This is a genomic window from Kribbella capetownensis, from assembly GCF_004331485.1.
Classification (GTDB): Bacteria; Actinomycetota; Actinomycetes; order Propionibacteriales; family Kribbellaceae; genus Kribbella; species Kribbella capetownensis.
In genome coordinates this window covers 258876-276140 of record NZ_SJKD01000002.1, presented here as the reverse complement: position 1 = coordinate 276140, position 17265 = coordinate 258876, and the positions used below count along the sequence as shown (strand labels likewise).

Below are 17265 nucleotides of genomic sequence, written 5' to 3'. Positions count from 1 at the left end.
TTGGAGGATGTTGTGCAGACCGTTGCCCGAGGCTACGAACGCACCGAGCGCCTGTACGAGCGCGCCCGCCAGGTGATCGCCGGCGGCGTGTCCAGTGACGCCCGGCGCGCCGACCAGCCGCTGTTCGTTGACCACGCCCGCGGCGCCGAGCTCTGGGACGTGGACGGCAACCGGTACGTCGACTACGTGCTCGGGCAAGGCCCCAACCTGCTCGGCCACGCCGCCCCGCTGGTCGCCGAGGCGGTCTCCGCCCAGGTCAGCCGCGGCGTCGCATACGCCGCCCAGCACGAGCTGGAAGCGGTCGTCGCCGAGCGCCTGTGCGCGATGGTCCCGTCCGCGGAGCTGGTGCGCTTCAACAGCGTGGGGTCGGAGGCTGTGCACGGCGCGATCCGGCTGGCTCGCGGCCACACCGGCCGGCCGAAGATCGTGAAGTTCGAGGGCAACTACCACGGCTGGCTCGACCCCGTCCTGTACAGCGTCCACCCCGACCTGGCCCTGGCCGGCGACGCACAGCACCCCGCGGCCGTCGGCGGTACTGCGGGCCAGCCCCGCAACGGCGCGGAAGACCTGATCGTCCTGCCGTACAACGATCTGCCCGCTGTCGAAGAAGTCTTCGCCGGCAACGGCAACGAGATCGCGGCGGTCATTCTCGAGCCGCTGCTGTGCAACACCGGCTGCATCACCCCGCAGCCCGGCTACCTCGAGGGACTCCGCGAGCTGACCCGCAAGCATGGTGCGCTGCTGATCTTCGACGAGATCATCTCCGGCTTCCGGGTCGCCCCGGGCGGAGCGCAGGAACTACTCGGCGTCGTCCCCGATCTGTCTGCCTTCGGCAAGGCGATGGCCGGTGGCATGCAGGTCTCGGCGCTGGTCGGAACCCGTGAGGTGATGGGCTCGATCGCCGACGGGACCGTGGCCCACGCCGGCACCTTCAACTCGCACCCGGTCGCGATGGCCGCAGCAGACGCCGTACTGCGTCATCTCGACGAGCACCGCGACACCGTCTACCCGCCGCTGGCCGCCGCGGGCCAGCGGCTGATGGCCGGCCTGAGGGAGTCCGCTGAGCGGCACGGCGTACCGATGCTTGTGGATGGACCGGGGCCGGTGTTCCAGACGTACTTGACCGACCAGGCTGCGGTGACGGACTACCGGTCGTTCGCGGCCTGCGACCGGGCTGCGATGGCCAGGTTCCACGCCGGGCTGTACGCGGCGGGGATCAACATCGTTCCGCGCGGGCTGTGGTTCCTGTCCACCGAGCACACCGACGAGCAGATCGACGAAACCATCCAGGCGGCAGACGACGTACTGCGCTCCCTGTAGTCACGACAAGGAGGCCGGAGTCCCGCCGTACAGCGGGCTCCGGCCTCCTTGTCGAGACGTGGGCTAAGCGGTCTTCTCGCGCCGTTCGCGCTTGCGCTCGATCTGGTCGCGCGGGATCAGCGTGGGGTTCACGTTCTCCAGGACGACCTCGCCGGTGACGACGACCTTGGCGACGTCCTCGCGGCTGGGCACCTCGTACATCACGTTGAGGAGAACCTCTTCCATGATCGCCCGCAGGCCGCGGGCGCCGGTGCCGCGCAGCAGCGCCTGGTCAGCGATCGCCTCGACCGCGTCGTCGCTGAACTCCAGCTCGACGTTGTCGATCTCGAACAGCCGCCGGTACTGCTTGACCAACGCGTTCTTCGGCTCGGACAGGATCTTGATCAGCGCCTCGCGGTCCAGCGGCGACACCGTGGTGATCACCGGGAGCCGGCCGATGAACTCGGGGATCAGCCCGAACTTGAGCAGATCCTCCGGCATCACGTCGGCGTACCCGCCGAGCTCCTTGGGCTTCTCCGGCTCGCGCGAGGTGTTGAAGCCGAGCGTCTTCTTGCCGACCCGCTGCTCCACCATGTGGTCGAGGCCGGCGAACGCGCCGCCGACGATGAACAGCACGTTGGTGGTGTCGATCTGGATGAACTCCTGGTGCGGGTGCTTGCGGCCACCCTGCGGTGGCACCGAGGCCGTCGTACCTTCCAGGATCTTCAGCAGGGCCTGCTGCACGCCCTCGCCGGAGACATCGCGGGTGATCGACGGGTTCTCACTCTTGCGGGCGATCTTGTCGACCTCGTCGATGTAGATGATCCCGGTCTCGGCCTTCTTGACGTCGTAGTCGGCCGCCTGGATCAGCTTGAGCAGGATGTTCTCGACGTCCTCACCGACGTACCCGGCCTCGGTCAAGGCGGTGGCGTCGGCGATCGCGAACGGAACGTTCAGCATCCGGGCCAGCGTCTGGGCGAGGTAGGTCTTGCCGCAGCCGGTCGGGCCGATCAGCAGGATGTTGGACTTGGCCAGCTCGACCGCTTCGTCCTTTGCGTGCCGGCCGGCGCTGGAGCTGCCTTGACCGTCACGGACCCGCTTGTAGTGGTTGTAGACCGCCACCGCGAGTGCCTTCTTGGCCACGTCCTGTCCGACGACGTACGCGTTGAGGAAGTCGTAGATCTCGCGCGGCTTGGGCAGCTCGGTGAGTCCGACCTCGGAGCCCTCGTTCAGCTCCTCCTCGATGATCTCGTTGCAGAGATCGATGCATTCGTCGCAGATGTAGACGCCGGGACCGGCGATGAGCTTCTTGACCTGCTTCTGACTCTTCCCGCAGAAAGAGCATTTCAGCAGATCGCCGCCGTCACCTATGCGTGCCACCGGGACAGATCCCTTCTCTGAGCAGTCGAACCGTGGGCCAAGGGGGCGTAGGCCGCTCGGGCCGGGGGCCGTGTGGCGCCCCGGAGCCCGATTCGACGGTACCGCGCCGATGGCCCAAAAGCCGCGCCCGCCGCCGCGTTGTGACTACGCCGCTGGCGAACGCGCTCCGCTCTTGACAGCCCTCGTGTCAGCACCGTCGAACCGGGTCAGACCTGACTGAGACGCTCAGACGCCGGCCGGAACCGGGGTCTTGAGGGTCTGCAGCACGTCGTCGATCAGGCCGTACTCGATCGCCTGCTGAGCGGTCAGGAACTTGTCCCGCTCGATGTCACGCGAGACCTCCTCCAGCGGCTTGCCGCTGGCGTCGGCGATCATCTTCTCCAGCAGCGAGCGCAGCCGGAGGATCTCGTTCGCCTGGATCTCGATGTCACTGGACTGCCCGTAGGTGCCCTCGGTGGCCGGCTGGTGGATGATGATCCGGCTGTTCGGCAGCGCCAGCCGCTTGCCCGGCGTACCGGCCGCGAGCAGCACGGCGGCGGCCGAGGCCGCCTGGCCCAGGCACACCGTCTGGACGTCCGGCTTGATGTAGCGGACGGTGTCGTAGATCGCGGTCAGCGCGGTGAACGACCCACCCGGGGAGTTGATGTAGATGCTGATGTCGCGGTCGGAGTCCATCGACTGCAGACACAGCAGCTGCGCCATCACGGCGTTCGCGATCTCGTCCGTGATCGGCGTACCGAGGAAGATGATGCGGTCCTCGAACAGCTTCGTGTAGGGGTCGATCCGGCGCATGCCGTACGACGTGCGCTCCTCCCACTGCGGGATGAAGTAGTTCATGGTGCGTCCTTAACTGACGGAGTGGGAGATCAGGAGTTCGGGCCTTCGGAGGGGAGCTGATCGGCGCTGGCGACCACGTGGTCGATGAAGCCGTAGTCCTTGGCCGCGTCGGCGGTGAACCAGCGGTCCCGGTCGGCGTCGTTCTCGACCTGCTCGAGCGGCTGGCCGGTGTGCTCGGCGATCAGCTTGAACAGCTGCGCCTTGATGTGCAGCGACTGCTCGGCCTGGATCTTGATGTCGGACGCCGTACCACCCATACCGCCCGACGGCTGGTGCATCATGATCCGCGCGTGCGGCAGGGCGAAGCGCTTGTCCTTCGCGCCGGCGCAGAGCAGGAACTGGCCCATCGAGGCGGCCAGGCCCATCCCGACGGTCGCCACGTCGTTCGAGATCCACTGCATGGTGTCGTAGATCGCCATGCCGGAGTCGACCGAACCGCCCGGCGAGTTGATGTACAGCCAGATGTCCTTGTTGGGGTCCTCGGCGTTGAGGAGCAGCATCTGCGCGCAGATCGCGTTCGCGATGTCGTCGCGAACCTCGGACCCCAGGAAGATGATCCGGTTCTGCAGCAGGCGCTGGTAGATGTGGTCGTCGAGTCCGCCGGATCCGTTGCCGCCCGCGGCGGTGGGGCTGGCTGCAAATGTCTCGTTCACGAAGCCGACATTACTGGGCGGCGGCGACAGACCTAAGGCTGGGCCACAGGTGTTCGCTCACGGCGCACCGTGTCTGCCCTGAGCGAATTCCGGAAGCAGCCGCCTGCGAGGTTCGCGGCGCCTTGCACAGGCGGCTGCGGTCTCCGGTGAACACCGTTCACCCCCGGTTGGCCGAGGGTCACCAGCCGCAGACTGCGACCACGCCGGGGGCGTCCGCGGGAACTCGATCCCGGGGAGCAACGGCGTTGTCAGCAGGTACGTCGACCCGGGCGGCCGGCTGGTCCTGTACCGGCACGCATGGTTCGTCGAGGGAACAGGTCATGGCGCCAACGCTAGGGCGGCCGCCTTTCAGTTCCCTTTCAACGGCGAACGGGCCCGGACCCACAGCTGGTCCGGGCCGTTCGGCGTACTGCTGATCAGGCCTTCGCGGGCTCCTCGGCCGGAGTCTCCTCCGCCGGGGCCGCCTCGGCCGCCTGCTCCGCGTCCGGGTCGGCGTAGCTGCCGTCCGGCTGCAGGGTCTTCAGCTCGACCACGTTGCCGGAGGCGTCGGTGACCTTGGCGTTCTCGACCAGGTGGGCCAGCGCCTTGCCGCGGACGACCTCGGACACCAGGCTCGGCACCAGGTTGTTCTCGACCGCGTGCTGGGCGAACTGGTCCGGGCTGACGCCGGAGCGCTGCGCGTGCCGCACGATGTGCTCGGTCAGCTCCTGGTCGTTCACGCTCAGCTCCTGCTGCTCGGCCACCAGGTCGAGCACGAACTGCGCCTTGATCGCGTCCTCGGAGCGCTTCTTCAGATCCTCATCGAACTCGTCCTGGGACTGCTCCTCGCCCTCCAGGAACTGGTCGAACGTCATCCCGGAGTACCCGAGCTGCTGCTCCAGGTTCTCCTTCCGGGCGGCGAGCTCGTCGGTCAGCAGACCCTCGGGCACCGGAACCTCGACCAGGGTCAGGATCTTCTCCAGTACGGCGTCGCGCGCCTCGCCGGCCTGCTCGAGCCGCTTGCCGCGCTCCAGCCGGCCCTGCACGTCCGCCTTCAGCTCGTCGGCGGTGTCGAACTCCGACGCGGTCTGCGCGAACTCGTCGTCGAACTCCGGCAGCTCCTGCTCCTTGACCGCGGTCACGGTCACCTCGACGTCGACGTCGTCGCCCTTGAGCGATCCGCCGACCAGCTGGGTGACGAAGGTCTTGCTCTCACCGGCGTTCAGCCCGATGACCGCCTCGTCCAAGCCGTCCAGCAGCTGACCGCTGCCGACCTGGTAGGACAGGCCGGTCGCCTGCGCCTCCTCGACCTTCTCGCCGTCCTTGCTGGCGGACAGGTCGAGGGTGATGTAGTCGTTGTCCTGCACCGCACGCTCGACCGGGTTCAGCGAGCCGAACCGCTGCCGCAGCGCCTCGATCTGCTCGGTCACCTCGTCGTCGGACACCGCGATGTCCTCGACCTCGGCCTCCAGGCCCTCCAGGTCCGGCAGCGTGATCTCCGGGCGTACCTCGACCTCGGCGGAGAACTGCAGGCTCTCCTTGTCGTTGAACTCGGTCACATCGACCTCGGGCCGGCCGATCGCCTTCACCTGGTTGTCACTCACCGCCTGCGAGTACAGCTTCGGGAGCGCGTCGTTGATCGCCTCCTCAAGCACCGGCCCGCGGCCGACCCGCTGGTCGATCACCTGCGGCGGGACCTTGCCCTTGCGGAACCCCGGGACGGTGATCTGCGAGGCGATGCTCTGGTACGCCGCGTCGAGGCTCGGCTTGAGTTCCTCGAACGGCACCTCGACGATGAGCTTGACCTTGGTCGGGCTCAAGGACTCGACGGTGCTCTTCACGGTGGCGGTTCTCCTTGATCGATGACGTTCACAGCGTGGGCGACAGCCCGCGCTGCAGCGGTGCTGCAGGGGGTTTGTCGGGGCGACAGGACTCGAACCTGCGGTCTCCTGCTCCCAAAGCAGGCGCGCTAGCCACTACGCTACGCCCCGCAGTGACCGGACGAGTCTAGTCGACCCGAACCAGTGCTCGCGCCACCACCCCGGACCGACCATGCCGATCAGGGCCCCATCCGTGGCGTTTTGAGTCCGCCCCACGATCTGTGGAATCATGTCCGAGCACCGCGGGTGTAGCTCAATGGTAGAGCCCCAGTCTTCCAAACTGGCTACGCGAGTTCGATTCTCGTCACCCGCTCCACCCACCGAAGGCGGCGACCAGGCCTTCGGTTCGAGCGTCCTAGCCCCAGAAGCCGCCGCCGCTGCCTCCGAGCGTGACGGTGTCCTTCTGCTTCTGGCACCGTTCGCACTCCAGGTAACGTGCGCCGCCCTCAGAGTTGCGCTTGTTGACCCACCGGTGAATGCCGATCCTGCACAGAAACCTCCCCATGATCGGATTGTCGACCGCCGACGGACCCACCACAACGGCGGGCGACTCGTGAGCGCTCACGAGGGGGCAGCCGGGGTCGAGTGGGGTCGCTTGGCGGCCACCGCGCCATGCCTGGGCACGACCTCCGAACGGACGGCCAACGCACGGAGCTGTCAATGAGCGGATTGGTGGTCGTTTGACTGAGTCCTACAGGTCCAGTAGGTAGAGGCTGAATGTTGTTGGGGTTCCGTCTGGGTGGGTGTCTCGGTTGGATGGGAAGTCCCGGACGTATCTGAAGCCGGCCTTTTGCGCTACGCGGACCGATGCGGAGTTTTCCGGCTCTACGCGGATGGCGGCTCGTTTGCCGACTTCGTTGGCGCGAAGGACGTCGCAGATCAGTTGGACGGCCTCGACCGCGACGCCTTGGCCGCGCGCCCATGGGTGGACCGCGTAGGCGAGGGCTACGTCGTCGGGGTCGAGTCCGTCATCGAGATCAGGGGTGTAGTCGATGTATCCGCACAGTCGCCCGGACTTCCAGATCCCGAACCCGCGCTTGCCGAGGCCGGCGTCGGCATTTCCTGCGAGCCACTCGAAGAACTCGATGGTCCCCTCGACGTCGCCGTACCCGCCGGTCAGCCAACGAACGGTCAGTTCGTCCTCCCCCGCACAGTGCGCTTCCGCATCCGCCGCCGCGAGGGGCTTGAGTTCGATCGTCACGTGGCTGACCGTAGGGCGCACAAATCACCACGTCCACCGGCTTATCCGCGAGCACGTACGCCACAGACCACCCTCGTACTGCGATCCGTGGTCGTCGATGCGCAGGAGAGCGGGATTCAGGTGGCGGGGTCTCGCTCGATGTAGTCCGGGGTGGGGTCGGTGGTGAATCGGGTCGCGTCGATGGTTGTTGCGCCGGCCAGCCAGGCCTTGGCGATTCTGTGGCCGCCGTCCATCAGGCGTCCATCCGCCGACAGGATCACTGGATAGCGGAGATCGGCTTTCTGGATGCGGTCGGCGTGCTGGGCGACCATTCGGCAGGTGACCGGCCCTTCGCCGAACCAGCAGTCCTCGTCGAATTCGCGGATGGAGTCGATCGGCACGGGCTCGACCGGAAGATCTTCTGCCAACTTCCAGAGGCGTTCGGTCAGGTAGAAAGCTCGGCCGCCGGGCACCGGGCGTGAGTGTCGTTCAGGCATCGCACCATCATCACTGGTTGATCCACCTGGGTCGGAAGGCGGCTAGTGGAGGACGCGGTAGTTGGTGAGGAGGTGGCCGCTGGGGGAAGTGGTGGCGCGGGTTGTTTCGAGGTGGATGGGTGGCAGCCCATCCAGCAGGCGTTGGCCGGTGCCGACGATCGTGGGGGCGATCACGAGGCTGAGTTCGTCGACGAGGTTGGCGGCAAGCAGGGTCCGGGTGATCGAGATGCTGCCGTGGATGCCGATGTCGCCGCCCGGCTGGGCTTTGAGGTGCCGTACGAAATCGACCAGGTCGCCGTCGATCACGCGTGAGTTCGTCCAGTCGGATTCGAGCGGTGTCGACGTTGCGACGTACTTGGGGACGGCGTTGATGAACGGGGCGAAAGGCTCGATCTCGCTGCCCGGCCAGAATCCGGCCCATTCGTCGTACGTACGGCGGCCGAGAATGACCGTGTGCTGCGTTTCGATGAGCTTGGCGCCGCTGGCGTCCGTTTCGTCGTCCCACGCGGTGAGGAACTGGTCGGGAGCCTCGGCCACACCGTCGAGAGACAAGAAGTACTTGGCGACTACCTTGCGCGGAGTCTGGCCGGCGTTCGTCTCGGCGGTGTCGGAGTGGGCCTGGAACGACATGGTGGGCTCCTTCGGAAGATGTTGCTGGTCACCCCTATGTCGAACGTCGTACCTGCGATTCGACACCGAAGGCACGTTCAAGCTTCCGGGGCGCTCAGTCCAGCGGTGTGGACCAGTCGGCGGCGGGCAGGAGGTCGCGGAGCGTCGACGTTCGGTCCCGGCCCAGGACCACCTCGGTGTCGAGGTTCGACGGGTCGATCTGGCGGATGAACTCTCGGCAGCGGCCGCACGGCGGTACGACGTGCACCGGGTCCCCGTCCCCGCCCCGCCAGACGGCCACGATCTTCACGATCTTGTACTCACGGGCAGTCACCATGGCGGCGATGGCAGCGTGCTCGGCACAGAAGCCCGTACCGGAGGCGGTGTCGATACACACCCCGACGTACACGATGCCGGTGTCGGTGACGAGAGCCGACGCCACATCTCCGAAGAGTCGGTCACCGACAAGATGGGGATGCAGTACGGCGGCGGCCGCCTCTATCAGGCTGTCGTTACTTTGACCGATCACGTACGGAACCTAGCGGCCCGCTCCGGCTCGGAGCTATGGGATTTCGCCAGTGGCCCAGGTCAGAGGCGCGCCGCTCTGTCCTGGGCCGTTCGATTCCGACGTTCAGGTGGTTTCGGGCTCGGCGGCGGTTGCGTACCGGAATCGTCGTACCTCCTGTGGCCAACCGCAGGCCACCGCGATCTTCCCCGCCCACAGCCGCGCAGCCTCCTCGTCGGGCACGTCGACGACGGCGAAGCCGCCGAGGTACTCCTTGGTCTCGACGTACGGACCGTCGGTGAACAGCGGGCTGCCGCTCGACGCGTCGACACTGAACACAGGGGCCGCGTCGTCCAGGCCGCCGGTGAAGATGAGGACGCCGGCAGCCTTCATCTCTGCCCTCAGCGCGGTGGTCCGCTTCGACGCCTCGCGGAAATCGTCGTCGGTGAGGTCGGGCACCCATTCGTCGTTGAATGCGATGAGGTACTCCGTCATGTCTCCTCCTTGTGCGGGGCAGCCCCTACGGCCACTCTCCACCTTCTCCACGAACGGCGGCAGCCCGATCCGACCCGCATCTGGATCTTCCCGCTTGGTTGGTCAAGGAGTCGCGCCGTACGTAGGATCGCCGGAATCTCGACATGGACCACGCCTGAGCGACCCGAGCCGCCGCACAACCCGATCGACGAGCGGGCCGCGCTCGAGGACCGCCTCGAGTTCCACCGCACGACCTTGCTGCTGAAATGCGGCGGGCTGACGCCGGACAAACTGGCGCTGCGGTCGGTACCGCCGTCGACACTGTCGCTGTTCGGTCTGGTCCGGCACATGTCTGGCGTCGAGGCCTGGTTCCACGCGTACGACGGCCAGCCGGACCACCTGTTCTTCTGGGACTACGTGCCCGGTTCGACGGAGGGCTCCGAGAAGGTCGACATCGCGCACGCCGCCGACGACCTGGCCAGCTATCAAGCGAGCGTCGCCCGCTCACGTGCGGCCGTGGCCGGGCGCAGTCTGGACGAGGCCAGCCCCGGCGAGGACTACACGCTGCGGTGGATCTACCTGCACATGATCGAGGAGTACGCGCGACACAACGGCCACGCGGATCTCCTCCGCGAACGCATCGACGGCGCCACCGGCGAATAGCCCCGGCTGCTCAGGTCAGGGCTAGCGCCGGGAAGACGACGTACGACAAGTGGGCACTCCCTGTCGTCGATCCGCTGAAGTACTGCGGTTCAGCTCGGTACCCAGCACAGGCAGAATGGGTGGCCGGCGGGGTCGGCGTACACCTGAACGCCGCGTGCGGCCGTCCGATCGTCGGCGGCCTTCAACAGTCGCCCGCCCAGCCTGATCACCTGCTCATGAGCCGCGTCGTGGGCCTCGAGCCCTTCGAAGTAGAAGTCGAGATGCATCTGCTGGGGCGCACCATCGGGCCACTCCGGCTGCACGTGGTTCGGCGCGGACTGGACACCAAGCGCCCACTCACCATCGACCCAGATCGCGCGCCACCTGTCGCCCCATTCCTCGACAGTCCCACCCAGGAACCCGGCCCAGAACGCGCTCTCCGCATCAACATCCGCAGCGTCGAACACGATCATCCGATGTTTGATCTCCATACCAAGCCAGTCTGGCACCACGCAGTACGTCACTCGTGTGTGCACGCGGACCGGACGAACCTCCACTCGGCTACGGTCGGCGGGTGGCACGGGTTGGGGACGGGACTTCGCGGTTGGTGGTTTTGCGGGGGAATTCGGGGTCGGGGAAGAGCACTACGGCGCGGGCGGTGCGGGAGCGGGTTGGGCGTGGGGTTGCGTGGGTCGAGCAGGATTATCTGCGGCGGATCCTGCTGCGGGAGCACGATCGGCCGGGTGCGCCGAACGTCGGTCTGATCGATCAGACCGCTCGCTACGCCTTGGCGAACGGCTATCACGTGATGCTGGAAGGCATCCTCTACAGCCCGACGTACGGCGACATGCTGCGGCAACTCATCGTGGATCACGCGGGCCGGACCGGCGTGTACTACTTCCAGCTCTCGTTCGAGGAAACAGTCCGGCGCCACGCGACTCGCCCGCTGTCCAAGACCGTCACCGCCGAGCAGATGCGCGACTGGTACCAGCCGTGCGACCTGCTCAACGTCTCGGGCGAGCAGGTGATCGACCCGTCCAGCAGCCTCGACGAGACCACCGATCGCATCATCACCGACCTCAGTTGGACAACAGGCGGCCGCGCGGCCAACCCACTCGACTGAGCTCAGTGCAGCTCGGGGATCCAAGGGTGGTTGGGAGCGATGCGGTTGCGGAGCCAGCAACGGCGGTCGGCGTCCAGGAGGGACACGACGTCGGCGAAGTCGTCGTTGTCCTTCGGCCGGCCACCGCGTGACTTGAAAAGGAGCACGATTTCCGGCGGCAGGTACGGCGTACCGTCCGGCGACGTCAGCGTGATCTCGGTGAGCGGCTTGCGGATGGTGCCTCGGCCGCGATGGAAGACCCACTCGTCGGCGTCGGATGCGGCGAGCAGGATCTGGATCGGGCAGGGGTTGGCGTCTTCGGGGAAGACGAGCGCATCGGGGCCGGGGGTGAGTTGTTCACCCGGTACCCACGGACGGCGCGTGCCGGACTCGGGGTGCTGGACCATCGGACTCGGTGTGGTGAAGGTGGCGGCGACCTGATCGAGATCGCGGGCCAGAACTAGCACATCCACATCGCTGTGCGGCCGACGTACCCGGCCCGCGAACAGATCCAGCGCCCACCCGCCGGCCACCCAGTAAGAACCCGGATAGCTGTCGAAGAGAGCACGAACCGGCCGCAACTGATCAAACGAATCCACAACAGGACTCCTCGCAGGTGTTGGTTGCGGTGAGCCCCTAAGGGTCAGAGCCGCCGGGGAGATCGGCGAGGCGGCACCGCGCAGATAGACCGCATGTGCACCACCTCCTTCACGCTCTGACTCAGGCCGCAGGCTAACAGCGCTAGCTGCCGACCACCCAGGCAATTACCGGAAGGCGTCCGCGGCTTGCTGGACTGTGGTCCTTCGGGCGGGATCCTGCTCGCCGTCGATCAGTTCGCGGATGATGTCGGCGTGGCCGGCGTGCTGGGTGGTTTCGGCGACCATCCGGATCAGCAGTACCCCGAGGGTGGTGTCCTGCCCGCCCTCGCTCCAGTGGGCCACGTGCCCGGGGCTGTCGAGGTCGAGCTGGGCGATCGTGGCGTCGGAGTGAGCCCACGCCTGCCGGTACACGCCGGTGATGTACTCACTCGACTCGTCAGGCGTCGCCCACATGTCGATCTCGTCGTACGGGTCGTCCTTGAACCACGACGGCCGCTCAACCGGAGGACGCCCGAAGGCCTCCCCCAGGTACCCGTACTCAAGCCCGGCCAAGTGCTTCACCAACCCCAGCAGGTTGGTCCCAGTCGGAGTCAACGGCCGCCGCCGCTCGTACTCCGACAACCCGTCCAGCTTCTCGACCATCAGTGAGCGGCCCGCCTGCAGCACCCGCAACAACTCCAGCTTCACGTGGGCCAAGCCAGTCGGGCTACGGGTTTTGGCGGAGGAAGGCTACTCCGTCGATGGTGGCGGGGGCGGTGGAGGTGGAGATGATTTTGATGGCGCCGGAGCGATAGGGGGTGATTGGGAGGTAGGTGACCTTGCGGGCTGTGGTGGTGGCGGCCAGGGAGACTGTGCCGATCTTGATGTTGGCGTGGTAGATGTCGACGCGGCCTTGGCCCGGACCGTGGATGGCGACGAGGGCGATGCGGGCGCCGGCCTCGGCGGTCTTGGTCAGGTAGGCGCCGTTCGCCTTCAGGATCGACGTGGTGCCCTGGAACGCGAGCGTGCTGGTTGAGCGCGTCACCGTGCCGGCTGAGGTGAGTGCGCGATCGTCCTGCGGGGCCACCGAGCAGAGCTGCGCCGACCACGCGGTCGTGTTGCCCAGGTAGTCACGCGCCCGGACCATGAAGCACTCGTCCCAACCGAGGCGCGGGGTCCACGCGATCGACCGGATCTTGGTCTTCTGCCAGGCCGGCGGGTAGATCCAGGCGCCCAGCGGGTTCCCGGGCGACGCGACCTTGTAGACGATGTCGTACGAGTCGACGTCCGTGTCGTCCTTGTAGCCCCAGCTGAACACGGCCGACCCGAGCTGCACCCGGTCCCCGATCCGCAGTGTGATCAGGCCAGGCGCCGTACCGTCGACTTCGCTGCAGTACGACGTACTCCACGCACTCAGGTTGCCCGCGTAGTCACGTGCACGGACCTGCCAGCAGGTGTCGGTGCCGAGCGGCGCGGTGGTGCTCGCGGCGGTGCCCTTCAGCCCCTGCCAGCCTGCCGGCTGGGTCCACGCGCCGTACGGCGAGGTGCGGTTCGGACGCTTCTGGGTACGCAGGTCGTAGGTGGCGACGCCGGACGCCGGAGAGTTCGGGTCCGTGGGGTCGGTGTACGCCCACTCGAACGAGAGGCTCGTGTTGTCGCGGATCCGGTCGCCTGCGGACGCACTGGTCAGCACCGGCGCAGTGGTGTCGGGCCGCTGCTGCGGATCGGCAGCCAGCCAGGTCAGGCTGATCACGCGCGGCCGGTTCTGCGGGTCGGCGTACACGATCTTGGTCGCACCGGAGCCGTCGGTGCTGAGGCTGGCCGGTGCGGTGCGGATCGGTCCGTAGAGCCGCTGGCCGAGGGACTGGTCGTTCAGATCGGTGACGAGCAGGTTCCCGGACGCGGTCTGGACCGTGAACCCGTTGCCGACCTGGGCGTCGGCGGCCACGATCAGGTTGCGCGGGGCCTCTGGGCCGTTCACGTCGACCAACTGGTTGCAGCCGCTCAGCAGCGCCCAGCGTCCGTTGACGCGCCCCGCACCGACCGTGCAGGCGCTGGCGACGAGGATGGCCTTCTCTGTGTTGGCGCTCAGGTCCTTGCCGACCAGCTGACCGGGCTCAGTCACCTTCCACACCGTGCTGTCGGCCATGGCGAACGGCGGGGCGTAGTCGGCCACCTTCGCCTTGGTGGCGACGTCGTACACCTCCGCAGTGGCGGCGCTCGGGGCGCGGTGCGACACGAGCTTGCCGCCCTTGCCCAGCACGACCTCATCGGTCGCGGGGAACGTGAGTCCGCCGACCTTCGCCGTACCTGCATCGAAGGTGAGCAGCGACGAGCCCTCCAGTTGGAGCGGCTTGGTGTCGTTGGAGCCGCCGGTCGCGGTCCAGGTGGTGCCGTTGTTGCTGGTCTCGTAGACCGCGTGGTCCGCGTTGTCCGACGCGACCACACGCGACCCGGACAGGCCGACATCGGCCACCGTGCGGCCGGTGACCAGCGTCCCCTCCCCCAGGTGCTCCGGTGGATCGGCGGCCATGACCTGACTGGCGGCCAGCGGAACGAGTACGACGACGCAGGCGGCGGCAGCCACCTTGACCCGCAGATTCAACACAAGACTCCCCCTCGCGGCGCTCCCCAGCACCTCTACACAAGGGGGCACCCTAGCCACCAACCCCCAACCAAGGGAAGTCGCCCCCTGCAGCCAAACCATGTGACAGGTGCATCTCCGCCAGAGGATGCTGGAACGCTGGGCGATCAGAGAGGAAAGGATGCAGGCGGGGATTTCGGTTTCGGCGGGGGAGCTGCCGGAAGTATTGCTGCATGTGGCTGTGGTGCGGCCGGTGTTCTTGTGGGGTGCTCCGGGGATCGGGAAGAGCAGTCTGGTACGGGCGTTCGCGGAATCGCTCGGACTGGAGTGTGTGACGCTGCTGGGGACCCAGCTCGCGCCTGAGGACCTGATCGGCGTACCGCAGATCGTGGACGGGCGCAGCCGGTTCGCACCGCCGGTGGCAATCGCGCGGACCGAGCCGTACTGCCTGTTCCTGGACGAGCTGAACGCGTCGTCCGCCGAGGTGCAGAAGGCGTTCTACTCGCTGATCCTGGACCGCCGCATCGGCGAGTACGAGCTGCCGGAGGGCTCAGTCGTCATCGGCGCCGGCAACCGAGCCACCGACAACGCTCTGGCCCGGCCGATGGCCAGTGCGCTGATCAACCGCCTGGTGCACGTCCACCTGCGTGCGTCCGCGTCCGACTGGCTGCTCTGGGCCGGTACGGCGGGCATCCACCCGTGGGTGCTGGACTACCTCCGCAACCGCCCGGACCACCTCTGGACCGCCCCGCCGAAGACCGAGGAGCCGTTCTCGACGCCGCGGAGCTGGCACATGCTGTCCGACGCGCTGCACTCGTACGGCGACGACGTGTCCGACGAGACTCTGCGGGTACTTGCCTTCGGCACCCTCTCCGCGGCCCACGCATCCGCGTTCCGTGCGTTCGTGAAGACGGTCCGGAACGCCTTCGGGCTGGACGCCGTACTGAAGGGCGAGACCGGCTGGCCGGCCGCTGCGGAGGACCGCGACCTGCTGTACTTCCTGACCGAGACCTTCCGCGCCCGCCTCGGCAAGGAGCTGGCCGCCGACAAGGCATCGGCCAGCCCGGCGGCGCGGCAGCTCGCGCACCGCGGCAAGGCACTGCTGGTCGAGCTCGCCGAGATCTCGCTCGAGGTGGCGCAACTGGTGATCGCGGCCGACGACGACGGCCGTCCGGTACTGCCCACCTGGTTCCTGGTCGAGGTCAGCCGCGACCTGCCGCGGCTGGTAGCCGCACGTGCCTAAGCGGAAGAAGGCCTGGAAGGACCCGGCGCTGGAGGCCATGCACTCCGGCTGGCGATGGGTCGCCAACCATCCGCTGTTCGCACCGATCGAGCAGTGGGCCTCCACACCGGTCCGCAGCGAGGCGTGCGCGCCCGACGGCTGGGCGACCATCGACTCGAACGGCGAGATCCTCACCCACCCCACCCGCCATGGCACCGCGGCCGAGTGGGCCTGGGTCTTCGCACATCTGCTGATCCACCTCGGTCTCGGGCACGCGGACCGGGACCGGCAGCCCGCAGATCCCGCCACCGCCGCCGCGTGCGACGTCGCAGTGAACCGCTACCTCCACTCGCTCAAGCTCGGCACACCGGTCGTCGAGCTCCCACATGTCTTTCCCGGCACCGACGAGGACGCCCTGGCCCGGCAGTGGCGCCACACCGGGGTCCCTCCCGAGTACGACGGACTCGGCGCCGCCGGCGCGCACTCCGACGTACTGCTGAAGGCGTGGAACAGGCTGGGCGATCCACCGAAGTGGGGTGAGCTGTTCGCCGCTGGACTGTCCGCAGCGGCCGCGGCAGCCATCGATGTGGCCGGCGGAGTCCGCTCGTCCCTAGCCGACCACCGCAGCGGTCGGGATGAGTGGGACGTGGCCCTCGGCTGGTTCGTCTCGTCGTACCCGCTGCTCGGAGCGATCGCCTCCAGCATGACGATCGTGGCGGAGGCCGAGCTGGCCCGCGGCTGGGACATCCGGGTGGCAGCGGTGAACGCAGCGGCCGGGGAGATCTACGTCAACCCGCTCATCGTGATGCCCCAGAACGAGTGGCGGTTCGTGATGGCGCACGAGATGCTGCACGCCGCACTCCGCCACGGCGACCGCGTCGGCGGCCGTGACCCGTACCTGTGGAACGTCGCAGCGGACCTGGTCATCAACGGCTGGCTGCTGGAGATGGGCGTCGGCACCATGCCGGACGGTGCACTGCACGATCCGGTGCTGAAGGGTATGTCCGTCGAGACCGTCTACGACCGAATCACCACGGACCTGCGCCGCTACCGCAAACTGGCGACTCTGCGCGGTGTCGGCCTCGGCGACGTACTCGGACAGCCGCTGCCGCATCCAGGAGAGGCCGCGCGTGCTGCCGGACTCGACGACATCTACCGGCGCGCGCTGACCACCGGTCTCGCGTACCACGACCCAGCCCGCGGCACTCTGCCGGTCGGACTGGTCGAGGAGATCCGCGCACTGGACCACCCGCCACTCGACTGGGACGCGCAACTCGCGCGCTGGTTCGAGGAGCACGTCCCGGCCGTAACACGCGTCCGCACCTACGCCCGCGCCTCCCGACGCCAGTCCGGTACGCCGGACATCCCACGGCCCGGCTGGATCCGCCCGGTCGAGGTCGAACGGCTCCCGACGTACGGCGTGGTCCTGGATACCTCCGGATCGATGGACCGGGAACTCCTGGGCAAGGCACTCGGCGCGATCGCGTCGTACTCGCGCGCAAGGGATGTCGCCGCGGCCCGGGTGGTGTATTGCGACGCCGCGGCGTACGACGCGGGCTACGTGCCGGTGGACGACATCGCCGACCGGGTGCAGGTGCGGGGTCGCGGTGGAACAGTGCTGCAGCCCGGTGTGGATCTGCTGGAGCGAGCAGACGACTTCCCGGTGGACGGGCCGATCCTGCTGATCACCGACGGGCAGTGCGACGTGGTCCGGGTACGGCGGGAGCACGCGTGGCTGATCCCGAGTGGTGCCTCACTGCCCTTCACAGCCAGGGGTCCCGTGTTTCGCGTGCAGTGAACACGCTCTGCTGCTGGCGAACACCCGTAGTCGCATGACTCTGCTG

The 17265-nt window shown here is 67.6% G+C and carries 19 protein-coding genes and 2 tRNA genes; 6 read left to right on the top strand and 15 right to left on the bottom strand.

All coding sequences use genetic code 11. The annotated features are described in order from the left end of the window. Positions 1 to 12: 12 nt before the first annotated feature. A complete protein-coding gene (locus E0H75_RS11595; RefSeq protein WP_165553644.1) occupies positions 13 to 1320 on the top strand; it encodes an aspartate aminotransferase family protein in 1308 nt (435 codons plus the stop codon). A gap of 63 nt (positions 1321 to 1383) precedes the next feature. On the opposite strand, the gene clpX is transcribed toward E0H75_RS11595, so the two are convergent. From clpX to E0H75_RS11570, 6 genes are all read right to left on the bottom strand, one after another. Beyond that, positions 1384 to 2679, bottom strand: a complete 1296-nt coding sequence (clpX, locus tag E0H75_RS11590) for an ATP-dependent Clp protease ATP-binding subunit ClpX (protein WP_131349687.1) — start codon at positions 2677 to 2679, stop codon at positions 1384 to 1386. Positions 2680 to 2904: 225 nt separating this feature from the next. Then, positions 2905 to 3516, bottom strand: a complete 612-nt coding sequence (locus tag E0H75_RS11585; RefSeq protein ID WP_131513505.1) for an ATP-dependent Clp protease proteolytic subunit — start codon at positions 3514 to 3516, stop codon at positions 2905 to 2907. A gap of 29 nt (positions 3517 to 3545) precedes the next feature. Then, positions 3546 to 4169: a ClpP family protease gene (locus E0H75_RS11580; RefSeq protein ID WP_131513504.1), complete on the bottom strand. Its 624-nt coding sequence runs from the start codon at positions 4167 to 4169 to the stop codon at positions 3546 to 3548. Between the two features lie 178 nt (positions 4170 to 4347). Beyond that, complete coding sequence (locus E0H75_RS43000) at positions 4348 to 4491, bottom strand: hypothetical protein (RefSeq protein WP_165553643.1); 144 nt, start codon at positions 4489 to 4491, stop codon at positions 4348 to 4350. 94 nt (positions 4492 to 4585) lie between these two features. Further along, positions 4586 to 5989, bottom strand: coding sequence for a trigger factor (gene tig / locus E0H75_RS11575; RefSeq protein ID WP_131513503.1), 1404 nt, complete (start codon positions 5987 to 5989; stop codon positions 4586 to 4588). A 77-nt stretch (positions 5990 to 6066) separates the two neighbouring features. Beyond that, positions 6067 to 6139, bottom strand: a tRNA-Pro gene (locus E0H75_RS11570). Between the two features lie 131 nt (positions 6140 to 6270). Between E0H75_RS11570 and E0H75_RS11565 the strand changes: the two genes are divergently transcribed. Beyond that, positions 6271 to 6344, top strand: a tRNA-Gly gene (locus tag E0H75_RS11565). A gap of 375 nt (positions 6345 to 6719) precedes the next feature. Here E0H75_RS11565 and E0H75_RS11560 read toward each other — a convergent pair. The 5 genes from E0H75_RS11560 to E0H75_RS11540 form a co-directional block, all read right to left on the bottom strand. Further along, positions 6720 to 7229 carry a GNAT family N-acetyltransferase gene (locus E0H75_RS11560; RefSeq protein ID WP_165553641.1) on the bottom strand — a complete coding sequence of 170 codons (510 nt, stop codon included), beginning with the start codon at positions 7227 to 7229 and terminating at the stop codon, positions 6720 to 6722. A 116-nt stretch (positions 7230 to 7345) separates the two neighbouring features. Then, a complete protein-coding gene (locus E0H75_RS11555) occupies positions 7346 to 7705 on the bottom strand; it encodes a hypothetical protein (protein WP_131513501.1) in 360 nt (119 codons plus the stop codon). Positions 7706 to 7747: 42 nt separating this feature from the next. Beyond that, positions 7748 to 8335, bottom strand: coding sequence for a dihydrofolate reductase family protein (locus E0H75_RS11550; protein WP_131513500.1), 588 nt, complete (start codon positions 8333 to 8335; stop codon positions 7748 to 7750). Between the two features lie 94 nt (positions 8336 to 8429). Beyond that, a complete protein-coding gene (locus E0H75_RS11545; protein WP_202872961.1) occupies positions 8430 to 8843 on the bottom strand; it encodes a cytidine deaminase family protein in 414 nt (137 codons plus the stop codon). Positions 8844 to 8945: 102 nt separating this feature from the next. Beyond that, complete coding sequence (locus tag E0H75_RS11540; protein WP_131513499.1) at positions 8946 to 9314, bottom strand: YciI family protein; 369 nt, start codon at positions 9312 to 9314, stop codon at positions 8946 to 8948. Positions 9315 to 9323: 9 nt separating this feature from the next. On the opposite strand from E0H75_RS11540, the gene E0H75_RS11535 reads away from it, so the two are divergent. Next, on the top strand, positions 9324 to 9956 hold the full coding sequence (locus E0H75_RS11535) for a DinB family protein (protein WP_238162966.1): 633 nt from the start codon (positions 9324 to 9326) through the stop codon (positions 9954 to 9956). Positions 9957 to 10045: 89 nt separating this feature from the next. Here E0H75_RS11535 and E0H75_RS11530 read toward each other — a convergent pair whose 3' ends face one another. Further along, entirely contained in the window at positions 10046 to 10426 is a 381-nt protein-coding gene (locus E0H75_RS11530) for a VOC family protein (protein WP_131513498.1), read from the bottom strand. A 35-nt stretch (positions 10427 to 10461) separates the two neighbouring features. Between E0H75_RS11530 and E0H75_RS11525 the strand changes: the two genes are divergently transcribed. Continuing rightward, on the top strand, positions 10462 to 11058 hold the full coding sequence (locus E0H75_RS11525) for a kinase (protein ID WP_337589503.1): 597 nt from the start codon (positions 10462 to 10464) through the stop codon (positions 11056 to 11058). Between the two features lie 2 nt (positions 11059 to 11060). Here E0H75_RS11525 and E0H75_RS11520 read toward each other — a convergent pair whose 3' ends face one another. The 3 genes from E0H75_RS11520 to E0H75_RS11510 form a co-directional block, all read right to left on the bottom strand. After that, positions 11061 to 11636 carry a nucleotidyltransferase domain-containing protein gene (locus E0H75_RS11520; protein ID WP_131513496.1) on the bottom strand — a complete coding sequence of 192 codons (576 nt, stop codon included), beginning with the start codon at positions 11634 to 11636 and terminating at the stop codon, positions 11061 to 11063. 165 nt (positions 11637 to 11801) lie between these two features. After that, on the bottom strand, positions 11802 to 12323 hold the full coding sequence (locus tag E0H75_RS11515; RefSeq protein WP_238162964.1) for a DinB family protein: 522 nt from the start codon (positions 12321 to 12323) through the stop codon (positions 11802 to 11804). 19 nt (positions 12324 to 12342) lie between these two features. Further along, positions 12343 to 14220: a phage tail protein gene (locus E0H75_RS11510; RefSeq protein WP_131513494.1), complete on the bottom strand. Its 1878-nt coding sequence runs from the start codon at positions 14218 to 14220 to the stop codon at positions 12343 to 12345. 160 nt (positions 14221 to 14380) lie between these two features. On the opposite strand from E0H75_RS11510, the gene E0H75_RS11505 reads away from it, so the two are divergent. Together E0H75_RS11505 and E0H75_RS11500 are read left to right on the top strand one after the other, a co-directional pair. Continuing rightward, positions 14381 to 15442 (top strand): AAA family ATPase, encoded by a 1062-nt coding sequence (locus E0H75_RS11505; RefSeq protein ID WP_131513493.1) that lies wholly within the window; start codon positions 14381 to 14383, stop codon positions 15440 to 15442. Next, complete coding sequence (locus E0H75_RS11500) at positions 15435 to 17219, top strand: vWA domain-containing protein (RefSeq protein ID WP_238162963.1); 1785 nt, start codon at positions 15435 to 15437, stop codon at positions 17217 to 17219. The genes E0H75_RS11505 and E0H75_RS11500 overlap by 8 nt, the downstream gene beginning before the upstream one ends. The last annotated feature ends 46 nt before the right edge of the window (positions 17220 to 17265 follow it).

Bases quoted from the DNA above. Each gene is read 5' to 3' on its own strand.
- E0H75_RS11505 (WP_131513493.1), top strand. From the start codon at position 14,381: ATGCAGGCGGGGATTTCGGTTTCGGCGGGGGAGCTGCCGGAAGTATTG.
- E0H75_RS11530 (WP_131513498.1), bottom strand. From the start codon at position 10,426: ATGGAGATCAAACATCGGATGATCGTGTTCGACGCTGCGGATGTTGAT.
- E0H75_RS11550 (WP_131513500.1), bottom strand. From the start codon at position 8,335: ATGTCGTTCCAGGCCCACTCCGACACCGCCGAGACGAACGCCGGCCAG.
- E0H75_RS11555 (WP_131513501.1), bottom strand. From the start codon at position 7,705: ATGCCTGAACGACACTCACGCCCGGTGCCCGGCGGCCGAGCTTTCTAC.
- E0H75_RS11585 (WP_131513505.1), bottom strand. From the start codon at position 3,516: ATGAACTACTTCATCCCGCAGTGGGAGGAGCGCACGTCGTACGGCATG.
- E0H75_RS11540 (WP_131513499.1), bottom strand. From the start codon at position 9,314: ATGACGGAGTACCTCATCGCATTCAACGACGAATGGGTGCCCGACCTC.
- E0H75_RS43000 (WP_165553643.1), bottom strand. From the start codon at position 4,491: ATGACCTGTTCCCTCGACGAACCATGCGTGCCGGTACAGGACCAGCCG.